Origin of the sequence: Rossellomorea aquimaris, assembly GCF_008180865.1 — a bacterium.
GTDB classification, from domain to species: Bacteria; Bacillota; Bacilli; order Bacillales; family Bacillaceae_B; genus Rossellomorea; species Rossellomorea yichunensis.
The window spans coordinates 749047-763250 of record NZ_VTEX01000001.1 but is presented as its reverse complement, the minus strand read 5'-3'; the positions used below and the strand labels follow the sequence as shown (position 1 = coordinate 763250).

General features: G+C 39.9%; 14 protein-coding genes. 2 read left to right on the top strand and 12 right to left on the bottom strand.

Features of this window, described 5'->3' with window-relative positions; translation table 11 throughout:
• Positions 1 to 36: 36 nt before the first annotated feature.
• Both FZC88_RS03770 and FZC88_RS03765 read right to left on the bottom strand, forming a co-directional pair.
• On the bottom strand, positions 37 to 396 hold the full coding sequence (locus FZC88_RS03770) for a response regulator (protein WP_148993695.1): 360 nt from the start codon (positions 394 to 396) through the stop codon (positions 37 to 39).
• Between the two features lie 108 nt (positions 397 to 504).
• Positions 505 to 1212 carry a cytochrome c biogenesis CcdA family protein gene (locus tag FZC88_RS03765; RefSeq protein ID WP_148993694.1) on the bottom strand — a complete coding sequence of 236 codons (708 nt, stop codon included), beginning with the start codon at positions 1210 to 1212 and terminating at the stop codon, positions 505 to 507.
• 266 nt (positions 1213 to 1478) lie between these two features.
• Here FZC88_RS03765 and FZC88_RS03760 point away from each other — a divergent pair, with 266 nt between their 5' ends.
• Positions 1479 to 1655 (top strand): aspartyl-phosphate phosphatase Spo0E family protein, encoded by a 177-nt coding sequence (locus FZC88_RS03760; protein ID WP_148969234.1) that lies wholly within the window; start codon positions 1479 to 1481, stop codon positions 1653 to 1655.
• Positions 1656 to 1745: 90 nt separating this feature from the next.
• Here the strand turns inward: FZC88_RS03760 and FZC88_RS03755 are convergent, their stop codons facing one another.
• The 9 genes from FZC88_RS03755 to yneA form a co-directional block, all read right to left on the bottom strand.
• Complete coding sequence (locus FZC88_RS03755) at positions 1746 to 3551, bottom strand: ABC transporter ATP-binding protein (RefSeq protein ID WP_148969235.1); 1806 nt, start codon at positions 3549 to 3551, stop codon at positions 1746 to 1748.
• 3 nt (positions 3552 to 3554) lie between these two features.
• A complete protein-coding gene (locus tag FZC88_RS03750; protein ID WP_148993693.1) occupies positions 3555 to 5303 on the bottom strand; it encodes an ABC transporter transmembrane domain-containing protein in 1749 nt (582 codons plus the stop codon).
• 143 nt (positions 5304 to 5446) lie between these two features.
• Entirely contained in the window at positions 5447 to 6568 is a 1122-nt protein-coding gene (locus tag FZC88_RS03745; RefSeq protein ID WP_148993692.1) for a CamS family sex pheromone protein, read from the bottom strand.
• A gap of 846 nt (positions 6569 to 7414) precedes the next feature.
• Positions 7415 to 7636: a YneF family protein gene (locus FZC88_RS03740; RefSeq protein ID WP_044337285.1), complete on the bottom strand. Its 222-nt coding sequence runs from the start codon at positions 7634 to 7636 to the stop codon at positions 7415 to 7417.
• An 84-nt stretch (positions 7637 to 7720) separates the two neighbouring features.
• Entirely contained in the window at positions 7721 to 8158 is a 438-nt protein-coding gene (sirA, locus tag FZC88_RS03735) for a sporulation inhibitor of replication protein SirA (RefSeq protein WP_148969238.1), read from the bottom strand.
• A 270-nt stretch (positions 8159 to 8428) separates the two neighbouring features.
• Entirely contained in the window at positions 8429 to 10432 is a 2004-nt protein-coding gene (gene tkt, locus FZC88_RS03730) for a transketolase (protein ID WP_148969239.1), read from the bottom strand.
• Between the two features lie 195 nt (positions 10433 to 10627).
• On the bottom strand, positions 10628 to 10861 hold the full coding sequence (locus FZC88_RS03725) for a DUF896 domain-containing protein (RefSeq protein ID WP_148969240.1): 234 nt from the start codon (positions 10859 to 10861) through the stop codon (positions 10628 to 10630).
• Positions 10862 to 10966: 105 nt separating this feature from the next.
• The gene (locus FZC88_RS03720) at positions 10967 to 11617 is read right to left on the bottom strand and encodes a YneB family resolvase-like protein (protein WP_148969241.1); all 651 of its coding nucleotides are present in this window, start codon (positions 11615 to 11617) and stop codon (positions 10967 to 10969) included.
• 11 nt (positions 11618 to 11628) lie between these two features.
• Positions 11629 to 11955, bottom strand: coding sequence for a cell division suppressor protein YneA (gene yneA / locus FZC88_RS03715; protein WP_187443492.1), 327 nt, complete (start codon positions 11953 to 11955; stop codon positions 11629 to 11631).
• 157 nt (positions 11956 to 12112) lie between these two features.
• On the opposite strand from yneA, the gene lexA reads away from it, so the two are divergent.
• Positions 12113 to 12733, top strand: coding sequence for a transcriptional repressor LexA (lexA, locus tag FZC88_RS03710; protein WP_148993690.1), 621 nt, complete (start codon positions 12113 to 12115; stop codon positions 12731 to 12733).
• 118 nt (positions 12734 to 12851) lie between these two features.
• On the opposite strand, the gene glnA is transcribed toward lexA, so the two are convergent.
• The gene (gene glnA, locus FZC88_RS03705; RefSeq protein ID WP_148969244.1) at positions 12852 to 14186 is read right to left on the bottom strand and encodes a type I glutamate--ammonia ligase; all 1335 of its coding nucleotides are present in this window, start codon (positions 14184 to 14186) and stop codon (positions 12852 to 12854) included.
• Positions 14187 to 14204: the final 18 nt, after the last annotated feature.

The following is a 14204-nucleotide window of genomic DNA, read 5'->3' as shown; positions in this document are numbered from 1 at the left end:
AGATTAAATAGAGCTTTAATCTCTCTTTCGATTTTATCATCCTAATACTCTTTTGATGGCTTCTTCTACCCTCACTTCGTCAAAGGGTTTCACAATAAAGTCCTTCGCTCCCGCTTCAATGGCTTCCACCACTACCTTTTGTTGACCCATAGCAGAACACATGATTACTTTAGCTTGGGGAAACTCTGATAGAATTCTTCTAACCGCTTCTATGCCATCCAGCTCAGGCATCGTGATGTCCATTGTGACCAGATCCGGCTGAATCTCACGATACTTTTCTACTGCGATAAGTCCATTCTCTGCTTCCCCTACGACTTCGTGACCGCCAGAGGAAAGCATGCTTCCAAGAGTCATTCTCATAAATTTCGCATCATCCACTACAAGTATCGTTGCCACAGATGTTTCCTCCTCGTATACGCTACCGATGTCTATCGCACCTTATTTCCTAATTCATCCATTTAAACTATACCATAAAACGTAATGAACTGTATATTCTATTTTGGTTTAAAACCCAGTGAATCCTCCAAATACCGAAGTAAAGTAAGCTAGAATGATGGTCATCCAATCAAAGAATAGCATGATCCCTACCGCAATCATCACATATCCTCCTACCTTAACAATCTTTCCACTGTTTTTTCTGACCCATTGCATTCTTCCGATAAAGAATGACAGAATGAAAAACGGAATGGCAAACCCTAATACGTAAGCTGTCATATACATGACACCAGAACCTGGATTAGAGGCGGCAAGAGCCAGAACGGAAGCAAGAATCGGCCCGGTACATGGTGTCCAGCCGGCAGCAAATGCCATTCCGATTAATACGGAGCCAAAAAGGCCTGCCGGTCTATTCTTGAATTCAATGCGACGGTCCTTCATCAATGTTTCCGGTGTGAATACGCCGATGACTACCAATCCAAATATGACAATGAAGATAGCTCCAAGTTGACGAATGAGATCTTTATAATCTAAAAAGAAGTTTCCGATAAGGGAAGTACCAAAACCGATGGCGATAAAGATTGCCGAGAAACCGACTAAGAAAAATAAAGTATGTAATAAACTTCTTCTTTGAAGCATTGCATTATCCGTTTTGAGCTCATTTACACTCATTCCAGTTATATAAGAAAGAAAAGCGGGATATAATGGAAGGCAGCATGGAGAGATGAAGCTTAGGAAACCGGCCCCAAATGCTAAGAAAATATTAATATCAGACATTTTTACAACTCCTACATTTCAGTATATATCTCTATTCTATCAAACAAACCCGGATTCTATGAGGAATGTTTGTGTGAAAGATTTGTGACCATTATATTACATGCACATTTTACTTTTTCAAATGTGTTAAACTCTCTTTTCTTTTTAAAAAAACCAATAATTTTGTTTTGAAAAACAGTTCGATTTTCGTTATACTAATAAAAAGTTACAGTTATTACTAGTTTTGTATTCCGTTTGTAAGGACATACAAAAGAAAGGAAACAGCCGTGTCTAAAAAAGAGCTTCTCCAACGAATTGAAAAAAAGCGTGCTCAATTAATTGATATTGTTGCTGAAAATGGACTCACGTCACCTCAAGCTATTCAATTTAGTCAGGAACTTGATCGTCTGTTAAATAGCTACAACTCCCTATACATAAAAAAATGCTCACCTCAAATGAGCTAAGGCATTATTGATTACAATTATACTATTCTAATATAAATATTAACCAACAAAGGGCAGACCCCTCATCTATAGGGTCTGCCCTTTATACGTTTAAGAACCAGTTACGGTATCTTCCATGCCATCTACTAAACCATTTTGTAGAAGATACATTTTATGATAAATACCTTTTTGAACAAGTAATTCCTGATGACTTCCTCTCTCTACAATCTCTCCTTTATGAAGGACCAGGATCAGATCTGCATCTTGAATGGTAGAAAGCCTGTGAGCAATGGCAATCGTTGTTCTTCCTTTTCGCATTCTTGATAATGCCTCTTGAATGGCTTCTTCCGTTTCTGTATCGATGTTGGCCGTTGCTTCATCCAGGACAAGGATTTTCGGTCGGGTTGCGATGGTTCGCGCAAATGCGATTAATTGCCTTTGGCCACTCGAAAACGTTGATCCCCTTTCAACCACTGGATGCCCATATGCTTCAGGTAGTTTTTCTATAAAAGTATTGGCTTGAACGAATGTGGCAGCTCCCTCCACCTCTCTATCCGTCATCTCTTCGGAATGAAGCTTAATATTATCTCTGATGGTTCCGAAGAATAGAAATGGATCCTGCAGCACAAGCCCCATTTTCCCTCGGAGCTCTTCTACTGGATACGACTTAATGTTTTGACCGTCTATAAGAATATTTCCACGATCAAATTCATAGAACCTCATGAGTAAATTGATGATTGAGCTCTTACCACTTCCTGTGTGCCCTACTAGAGCAACTGTTTCTCCCGGGCTTGCAGTAAATGAAATATTCTTAAGTACGTCTCTCTGCCCATCATAAGAGAACGAAACATTGTCAAACGTTATTTTCCCTTCAATGATTGTACCTTTCGAAAGATTTTCCACATTCTGTGCAGGTGAAAGTTCATCTTCATCGAGCAGCTTAAAGACACGGGAAGAGGCAATGATGGCCTGCTGAAACATGGATAGCCTCATCATGATTTGATTGACAGGCTCAAAGAAACGGTCCAGATAATTTACAAAGGCATATAATACCCCTATTTCAATGGTCTGATTGAATGATGTCACGCCAAAATAACTTAACACGACTATCAGGGCAGCTACATACACCAGATCAATGGCGGGTCTTAATAATAATCCATCAACTTTAATATTTCTCATTCCTGCTAAATAATGTTTTTCATTGATATTGCCGAATTCTTCTCTTAGTCTTTTTTCCTGCCTGAAGATTTGAATGATGGACATTCCCTGAAGCGATTCACTAAGCTTTGCATTAAGCTGACTCAATCTCTCGCGCATATCCTGATAGAAGATAGCACTAAACTTGCGGTAAAGATTCATAATCATAAATATGACCGGCAATATGAATAAACAAAAGAAGGCAAGACGGGGATTGAGTGCAAACATGGCGATAAAGATGCCTGTTAATAGGAATGCTCCCTGAATGAATGATACAAGCACACTCACAAACATATCTTTAATCGCTTCCGTATCATTCGTCACTCGTGAGACAATGCTTCCTGCCGGGGTTTTATCGAAATACTTCATTCCTAATCCCTGTACCTTAGTAAAAACATCCACCCGGAGCTGCTGAATGATTTTCAGTGCTATTTCCTGGAATTTCAATAATTGAAAGTATGAGATCAACACGTTTCCAATTTGGATGAATAGATAGGTCGCTCCCAATCCTACAAGGGGACCGTAGGGAAATTCTCTTGGGGTTAAATAATCGTCTATAAAGACCTTGATGATGATTGGTCCAAAGACATCGCCGATTGTTGTCAAAAGCAATAATGAAAATGCAAATAAAATCGTTTTCTTATGCGGCTTTGTATATTTCATTAGACGAAAAAATATGTTTCGCTGTTCTTTCGCCGTTAACGTCGGTATCGTATCCATAACTTATCCCCCATGTTCCACTATTTCTTCTAACTGTTGACGCAGATACATTTCCCTATACCATCCTTTTTTCATCATCAGTTCACTATGACTGCCTCTCTCCGTGATCATTCCTTCTTCAAGGACGATGATTAAGTCTGCATGTTGAATCGCACTTAATCGATGAGAAGTGATCATGGTCGTTTTTCCGGCTCTATTTTCCTTTAATGATGTCAAGATGGATTCCTCTGTCTTTGCATCAACAGCTGACAACGAGTCGTCAAGTATGAGTACCTCTGGATTCATTAACAGCGCTCTCGCAATCGAGATCCTTTGCTTTTGTCCACCAGATAACGAAACACCTCTTTCACCCACCACAGTACCGTATCCTTCGCTGAAATGAATGATATCATCATGGATATGCGCAAGTACAGCCGCCTCTTCCACTTTTTCTTTCGGGGTAAGTGGATGAGTGAAAGCAATATTCTCAAGAATCGTTGCTGAAAAAAGAAAATGATCCTGAGGCACATATCCTATACTTTCACGTAAACGGGTTAATTTATAATCCTGGATCTTTTCCCCGCCGAACGTTATTTCGCCCTTATACCCTTCAAACTCCCTTAGTAATAATCTTAGAAGCGTTGTTTTACCTGCTCCCGTTTTTCCTACGATCCCTATCGTTTGACCTTTCTTTAAGGAAAATTGAATATTCTCTAAAGTATGCTCATCTTCATTTGGATAAGCAAAGGACTCAATCTTATATTCTATATCTCCTGAAGGCACTCGATCCAGCGCTCCTTCTTGATCTTTAATATCTACCCTTTTATTTAATAACTGAGAGACACGGTCGTAAGACGCACGCCCTCTTTCTACAATATTAAATAACCATCCGAATGCGAGCATCGGCCAAATGAGAAGTCCCAGGTAGGTAGTAAAAGAGATTAATTCTCCTATTGTCAGTTCTCCACTTACGACAAATCTTGACCCAAATACAATGGATAGAAAGAATGAAACTCCTACTATTATTGAAATGGTTGGATCGAAAAGGGAATCCACTTTTGCAACAGCTATATTCTTTTGCACTACATCTTCAGATTGCTTTCGAAATGATTCGATATCCTCTCTCTCTTGTCCAAACGTCTTAAGAACCTTGATTCCAGTTACACTTTCCTGTGTTTTATCATTTAAGGATGAGAATGCTTCCTGTGCTTTATGAAAGCGTTTATGCAAGAGAGTACCATAATAACTCGTAAGCATAGCCATGAACGGCATTGGGATCAAAGCAATAAGGGTAAGCTTCCAGCTGATTGTAAAAGCCATGGCCAGTATCACGAATCCTCCTGTAGATATGGAGTCTACAAATGTCAATACTCCAACTCCTGCGGTTTGTTGAATCGCTTGAAGATCATTTGTGGCATGCGCCATCAAATCACCGACTCTTCTCTCTTGATAAAAGGAGGGCGACATTTTGGTAAAATGATGATACAAACGATTCCGGAGCAAGCGGGAAAGTTTGGTCGCCGAACCAAAAATCATGATCCTCCATACGAACCGAAGGCCGTACATTGATAGAGCCGTGGCGATGAGGATAAGAATCCACTTCAGCATGTCTTGACGGGTCAATGTGTTCCCTTTAATACTGTCCACAATGATCCCTACAATCTTTGGTGGGATCAATTGAAGAAATGCTACAAATAAAAGCAGGATGGTACCTGTGATATATGACTTTTTCTCTTGCAGAAAAAACCACTTTAAATCTAAAAAGACTCTCATTTTGTCTCCCCCGTATCTATAAAAATCGACTCTTTATTTTACCAAATTTCAAAAAAATGAGAAATCTTTTTTTTGATAAGACTTATACACAAAAAAGAACACCTCTTAATGTTTTAAGAGATGCTCTTTTTGTTCATCTTATGCTAATGGATTTGAACAAATGGTTCCTGGTCCACTTCTTTTACAATGGTTGCTTTCAGACCCTTTGGTGTTTTCACATATAGGTAAACGGGTGTGTGAGGGAAGTAATCAACAATTTCAGGGCCAATCGCCTGAGAAAAGCCTATTAGTTCTGTTTCTTTCACCATCCCTGTATGTACATCAATCACGAGTTTATTCAAGGTGTCTTTTTGGTATAAGGCTTTTCCGACAAACTCAATATCCTGGTGTGAAAAATATTTCGAAACATAATCTTCTAAATCACGTATCCGATTATGTAGATCTCGATCTTTCTCTTCCCCTTCATCACTAGGAAAGTAATAATATTTATCCGTTACATCGTTCCATTTTTTTGCAGTCTTATCATTTTCGTCAACATAGCTTGAGGTAATATAGTTGCCTGACACTACGCTATTCAATGGTTGAAGTTTGTATAGGGATATCAGAACAGGAACATCTTTTAGTTCCTTATTTGCTTTCAGCCTACTGACAACGGTGTTGGCTATCTTTTTTCCGTATTCTTCTAACTGTTGATCATCGATCTTTGCCTCATCAAAATGCATGAGCTTATTTTCATCTTCGACTCGAATATAATCTACGGTATTCATAGCAAGACCGAGGGAAATCCCTTTTATCTTCCCTTCTGAGTCAACGTAGTTCTGTTCATGGATATAAGCGAGATACATGGGATTCTTTTTTTCAAGCTCCATTTGTTGTTCCCAGCCCATATCATCCTTAATCTCCAGAGCAGGATTAAGCCCTAATTTATTTGATTTAGACTTTCTTCCAAGCCATGAATTTAGATCCTTAAGATATTGACCTTCCTGGTATACATAATCCTCTGGAGAAAAATGCTCGGTGGATAAAGACATGAGGCCAGTCTCGATTTCATCCATATCACTGCGATTATTAATCATCATCGTAATGAGACCACGATTGATTGATTTCTTCTCTTTGTTCACTTTATAATTTAGATATTCGCGCGCTTCTCCAGCTGCACTATTTTGAATTTCAAGTGTTTCTTCATCCATCACTTCTTGAGGCTTATTGCTGCAGCCGGCAACAAGAATCATGAGAGACAGTGAAGCAATCATCCATTTTTTCATATGACTCCCTCCGGACTTTATTCTATCATAAATTCAATTTCAATCTGAATGATAATCATTAAGTTTTTATGAATTGACTAAAATAATCATTTTAGCCTAAATGCTAAGGCTCTTTTCGCAAAGGTTGTTGTTTTCTAGTATAGAATCTGCAAGGGCTCTGTCAACCAGTTTATGCTGGATGGTGAGGGGAACTGCTTCGCTTTCCGCGGACGTTCGGCCGAGCCTCCTCAGCTTCGCTTCCGGGGTCTCGGCACGCCCAAAATCCGCCGGAGTCTGCGCAGTTCCCCTCACCATCTTTAACAGAGTTTTCATGACAGAGCTTCAAGGTGTGCAAGAAAACAATGTAACTAGAAAAAATAATTCTTTTTCTTAAAAAGAACAATATCTACTTACCTTGAATGAGATGGTTTGCTAAAATTTTTGTTTTTATTGTTTACCGTTGAGGATACATGTTCAGAAAGTTGATTGGAGCGGAAGGAGGCTCGACTCCTGCGGGAATAGCTGGACAGTACGAAAAGCGGAGGGGCTTTGCCCAGGGGCGACAAGCATAAGACGAGTCTGCCGGAAAGGCGCTCTTTGCCTTTTTGGCAGACTTGGCTTATGACCTCGAGCCCCTAAGCCCCGTAGCTAGACAGGTGAGACCCCGGAGGCGCAGCCGAGGAGGCTCACCGCCAGCCCCGCGGAAAGCGAGCTTCCTGGAGCGGAAATCAACTATTACTTTCTCATCTACAATTGCAACAAAATATACGAAAAGAGCCATTACGAAAGAACGGGTTATAAGCCCTTTATCGTAAGTAGTATAGTCACAAATAGAAAAAGCACTCATTACCTGAGTGCTTCTAACTATTACTTCATGTTCTTATTCATTGCATTCATCATTTGATTGATTTTCTTTTGGGAAGGTTTTTGACCCATTTGCATCATCATCATGCGTAACATTTGCTCGTTGATTGGTGGATTTTTCTTAAGATAGCTCATCATATATTTACGAGCAATGAAAAATCCTAGTGCAACTCCAGCAAGTAATGCTAGAACTCCAACTAGAATAAGTAACCCAGTCGTTGACATACTCTTACTTCCTCCTTCATGTTGTCCTTATAAAAGTGTACTAAACCATGAAACATTATACAATATTTCTGTCATAATTTCTTATTAATATATAAATTTTCTTTGTTTAATCGGTTTTAACCACCCAAAACGTTCATTTTGGATATCAATTGCGAGGAGCTGACCCATATTTCTGCGCAGGATTTCAAAAAAGACATATTCAGATTCATCGTGACCCCAAGCATTCAGCGTCATCCATTTCTCATTGAGAACAAGTGTAGCACCTGAATCGACCCTTTCAATCGTTGCAACAGAATCAACCCAAGCCGCTCCTTCAATTTTAATGATCTCGTGCTGCAGGAGTCTTTGTGTAGGAAGGTATGGAATAGGCCTAGTAATGTAATTTACTTGTTTCGAGATGATATCGTGAAGCTCCCCTGTACTTGCTTCCCACTCGGAAAACAGCTGATAGAATATTCTTTCCCGACCATAATAGTGCTGAACAAACATTTCCTCAATCCAATAGATTTGATAGTTTCGCACCTTTACACCCTCCTACCTTTCTTTCATATAGTATAAATCAACTAGATAGGAGTCATTGTCGGAAATTGTTGAAAATCTACACTAGTTTTGTCGAAGAGCAAGTTAACTCAAAAATATCGGTGATTGGCTCAAGTTGTAATATTTAGGGACTTTTCATCATTTACCCATTCTCTTCCAAACATACTCATTTTATCGACAATTACATTCAGCTAAAAAAAGGTCGACTCCTTAAAGAGTATTAAGGAGTCGACCTTTCATGTCTTTAATTCATTACTGTATCAACGCTTTGATTCTTGAAACTACATTGTCTGTTGTAAAGCCGTACTCTTCCATGACTTTTGCTCCAGGAGCAGATGCACCATATCCATCAATAGCTAAAATATCGCCTTCGTCTCCTACATAGCGGTCCCAACCCATTGGAGATCCCATTTCGATAGCAAGACGTTTTTTCACACTCTTCGGCAGAATAGATTCTTTGTATTCTTTTGATTGTTTCTCGAAGCGATCCCAAGATGGCATACTAATGACAGATACGCTGATTCCATCTTTTTCAAGTGCATTTTGAGCGTCTACTGCCAAATGTACTTCAGAACCAGTTGCAATCAGTAAGGCATCAGGCTGTTCCTTGCCAGATGCAGATACGACATATGCGCCTTTGTCTACGCCGTTATACGCTTTATCTGCAGTACCTTTAAGAGTTGGGAGGTCCTGACGAGATAGAACTAACATCGTAGGCTGATCCTTAGACTCTAATGATAATTTCCATGCTGCAGCAACTTCATTTCCGTCACCAGGGCGGATGACAGAAAGGTTAGGCATCGCACGAAGTGAAGCAAGCTGTTCTACAGGTTCATGGGTAGGTCCATCTTCTCCGACTGCGATACTATCATGTGTGAATACATATGTCACAGGTAAGCCCATTAGAGCAGCTAAGCGGATTGCAGGTCTTAAATAGTCACTGAATACGAAGAATGTTCCTCCGAATACGTGCAGACCGCCGTGAAGAGCCATACCATTCATGGCTGCACCCATACCGAACTCACGAACACCGAACCAGATATTACGACCTTCAGGCGATTCATGTGTAAAGTCTGCTTCATCTTTAATCATCGTCTTGTTAGATCCGGCTAAGTCAGCTGATCCACCAATGAATGAAGGGAGATTCTTTGCAATCGCATTTAAGACTTCACCGGAAGAAGCTCTGCTAGCCAGTGCTTTTCCTTCTTCATATACCGGGATATCTTTATCCCATCCTTCTGGAAGATCGCCTTTGATTGCTGCTTCTAATTGGACAGCAAGCTCTGGATGCTCTTCTTTATATTTTATGAATAGGTCAGCCCAAGCTTCTTCTTTTTCAGAACCTGCTTGTTGGATTTTTTCCTCGAATCTGCTGTAAACTTCATCAGGTACATGAAAATCCTGCTCAAACGTCCATTGATAAGCTTCTTTCGTTAGCTTCATTTCGTCTTCACCAAGCGGAGCACCGTGAACTGCAGATTTCCCTGATTTATTAGGAGCTCCGTATCCGATGACCGTCTTAACTTCGATCATAGTTGGACGGGTAGTATCACCTTGAGCCTCTTCGATTGCTTTGGAAATTTCATCAAGATCATTTCCGTCTTCAACACGAATATATTGCCAACCATATGATTCAAATCGGCCTTTCACACTTTCAGAGAAAGATTTGTCTAACTCTCCATCAAGTGAAATATCATTTGAATCATAGAGAACTACTAGACGACCTAATTTCAAGTGACCTGCCAATGAAGCTGCTTCAGAGGCCACACCCTCCATTAAGTCTCCATCTCCACAAATAGAATATGTAAAATGATCTACCATATCGTATTGATCCTTATTGTATGTAGTCGCTAAATGCCTTTCAGCTAGTGCCATACCGACTGCCATACCGATTCCTTGTCCTAATGGTCCAGTCGTAGCTTCTACTCCTGGAGTATGTTTGTATTCCGGGTGACCCGGAGTTTTACTTCCCCATTGACGGAATTCTTTAAGATCTTCCATTGAAACGTCATAACCTGATAAATGAAGCAGGCTATATAATAGCATGGATCCATGACCGGCAGATAAAACGAAGCGGTCCCGGTTAAACCACTCAGGATTTTTCGGATTATGGTTCATGAATCTTGTCCAAAGAGCATACGCCATCGGAGCTGCTCCCATAGGCATTCCGGGGTGTCCAGAACCTGCTTTTTCAATTGCATCGATAGATAATGTACGGATTGTATTAATTGCTAACTGATCTGTGTTATCAAACATATGTCAGACATCCTTCCTTTTAATGTACCTTAATGTACCTTATTAATATTAATCTTCTTTGATAGTTTATACAACTATCTTGAATGATAACATGACTTTATGATCGTTGAAAATAAAAAACCTTATGATTTCATAAGGGGTGAAGATGAAAAAAACTGCCAGGTCCATATAATATGGACCTGGCAGTTCATTCATTTAGTTCATTTTCTTCTTAGTCTGTATATCCTGAATCTTCTTAGGCGTCACTTCATTACCTTCCGGATCAAATATTCTTGTATTTTCAATGGTCCCTTTCATCGATTGACGAAACGTTTCCAGGTATTCTTTTCTCAACTTGGACTGCTCTTTTGCTTCTTGTTCGGTTAGTCCGCTACTCTTGGACTTCTTGGCAAGTTCATTGATTCGATTCATTTTTGTTTTTGAAAGCATCTATAAAAACTCCTTTATTGCATAGTAAGCAAAATCTAATACACAACCAATAGTAAAGCTTAATTCTATCGTCATGTTACTAGATTAAAGGAGATAAAACAAGAGTTACGCATTTTCCAATGAAGACATATATTCTTTGAAACGCCTATGTACGGTAGCTTTGGAGACATTATACCCAAACCCTCTTAAAGTGGCTGCAATTTCAGCAAATGTCAGTTCGTTCTTTCTTAACCTGACAATTTCCTCAACGGGTACTTCAATCCGCTCTCTTCCATCTGCATTCCCTTTATTTTTTAGATTTTTATGAGGTTGAAAACCATTTTCCACTGCCCTTTTCATACCTCGTCTGATTTTTAAATTATGGAGTTTCCTTTGATACTCCTCAACCATACTTACGATATTAATCACCATAGAATCTGATTCAGATAAGTGAAGCTCCCCACTATGTGTTTGACTAATGATCTTGACTTCCTCTTTTAATAAACAATGAATAAGAGCAATTTTGGCATTCCCTCTACCAATTCTTGTTTCGTCCTGTATGAGAACAGCCTCAATCGACTCCTCTTTAATCAAATCAAGAAGTTCAAGAACACCAGGGCGATCCAACTCAAAACCGCTTGCTTGATCTTTTATGATAGCAACCACTTCGTATTGGTGTTCTTGTGCTAATTTCACTAATTCCTCTTCTTGACGTTCCAAGGATGTTTCCTGCGTGTCTTTCTTTGTACTGACTCTGCAGTAAATTACTGCCTTCATCTTCTATCCCTCTATTCTTCGTTCATTACCAATTCATAGTCTGAATGGGTGGATAATGTTGGATTTTCTATAGGTAACACAAGTGATTCACCGGGTTTGATTGAGAATGATGTGAGATTATTTTCCTCTCCGACCCAAGCGATAAATTCTTCCACCGTCATAGAATATTCTTCATTGTACTGTTTGGCAATAGTCCATAGTGTGTCTCCATCCTGAACGGTGATGCTTTGATATGACGGCTGGTTTGCCATGACCACTAGCAAAAAGGCTGCAGATAAAAGCGCTAAAATAAATAATATAATAATGTAAGAGAAACGATTCCAAATGTGTGTTAACATAAAAAATACCTCCATACGAATGTTTGTTCTGTTTTTGTTATATTCATTGTAATACGAACATTCGTTTGGTGTCAACAGAAATTCGAACTTATGTTTGTATCAGCTGGAAAGACATGCTATAATGGGAACATAAGATCTATAATAGAGGTGCGTGAACATGACAAAATTGTCTAAAAGACAGCAGGACATACTAGAATATATTAAAATTGCAGTAAGAGAAAAAGGGTACCCACCTTCCGTACGGGAAATCGGGGAAGCCGTTGGTCTTGCTTCTAGTTCCACCGTACACGGACATCTGGCCAGGTTAGAGAGTAAAGGTCTTATTCGTAGAGATCCCACTAAACCAAGAGCCATCGAAATCTTAAATCTTGAAGAGGATATGATACCGCGTCAGCGGGTTGTTAACGTTCCTTTAATCGGTAAGGTTACAGCCGGTCAACCCATCACGGCTGTTGAGAATGTCGAGGAATTCTTCCCACTCCCTGAGCGTATGGCACCTTCGGATGAACAGGTCTTCATGCTGGAAATCATGGGTGACAGTATGATAGAGGCCGGGATCTTGGATGGGGATTTTGTTATCGTGCGTCAGCAACAAACAGCGAACAATGGAGATATCGTCGTAGCGATGACTGAGGAAGATGAAGCGACTGTAAAACGCTTCTTTAAAGAAAAGGACTATGTCCGATTACAACCAGAGAATTCAACCATGGCTCCGATCATTTTACGAAATGTATCCATTTTAGGAAAAGTTGTCGGAGTTTATCGTCAAGTACATTAATATGTAATAAGCCGCTATGTATACTTAGCGGCTTATATTTTTGATGGCCAAAAAAAAGGAGTGGAGGCAGCATTTATGCTGCCTCCACTCCTTTTGAATAAAATACACTTTTTTAGGATTAATACATTTGAATGTATTGCTCGCGCTCCCATGGGTGTACTTGTGTACGGAACATATCCCATTCGATTTCTTTCGCTTCAACGAAGTGTTCGAAGATGTGTTCTCCAAGGGATTTAACGATTACTTCATTTGTTTTAAGGTTTTCTAATGCAGCGTGTAAAGTTGCTGGAAGATCTACGATTCCCGCTTCTTCACGCTCTTTTTTATCCATAACATAAATGTTGCGGTCGATTGGCTTAGGAGCTGGAAGGTTATTCTTAATTCCATCCAATCCAGCAGCCAGTAATACAGCCATCGCCAAGTATGGGTTTGCGGCCGGGTCAACACTACGGACCTCAACACGTGTGCTTAATCCACGAGAAGCAGGGATACGGATTAATGGGCTGCGGTTACGAGCAGACCATGCAACATAACAAGGTGCTTCATATCCAGGTACTAAACGCTTGTATGAGTTTACAGTCGGGTTAGTGATCGCTGTAAAGTCAGTTGCATGTTTAATGATACCTGCAAGGAATTGACGAGCTGTATCGCTTAATTGCAGATCTCCCTTTTCATCGAAGAAAGAGTTTTCCCCATTTTTGAATAGGGACATGTTACAGTGCATTCCCGATCCATTTACACCAAATAGAGGCTTAGGCATGAATGTTGCGTGTAATCCATGCTTGCGTGCAATCGTTTTAACCACTAGTTTAAATGTTTGGATATCATCACATGCTCTTAATGCACTTGCATATTTAAAGTCGATCTCATGTTGACCAGGTGCAACTTCGTGGTGAGATGCTTCGATTTCAAAGCCCATTTCTTCTAGTTCTAATGCGATATCCCGACGGCAGTTCTCCCCTAAATCTGTAGGAGCTAAGTCGAAGTAGCCACCGTTATCGTTCAATTCTAATGTCGGCTCACCATTTACGTCTAATTTAAAGAGGAAGAATTCTGGCTCAGGTCCAAGATTGAAGTCAGTAAACCCTAGCTCTTCCATTTGACTTAAGATGCGCTTTAAATTGTTACGCGGATCTCCTTCGAATGGAGTGCCATCTGGATTGTAGATATCACAGATCAGTCGGGCTACTTTTCCTTTTTCAGCTGTCCATGGGAATACTAACCAAGTGTCTAAATCAGGGAATAGGTACATATCTGATTCTTCAATTCGAACAAACCCTTCAATTGAAGATCCGTCAAACATCATCTTGTTATCTAGTGCCTTCTCAAGCTGACTAAGAGGGATTTCTACGTTCTTAATCGTCCCCAGAATGTCAGTGAATTGCAGTCGGATGAACTTTACACCTTCTTCATTCGCTAATCTTAAAACATCTTCTCGAGTATACTTTGCCATTTACGTGTTTCCTCCTCA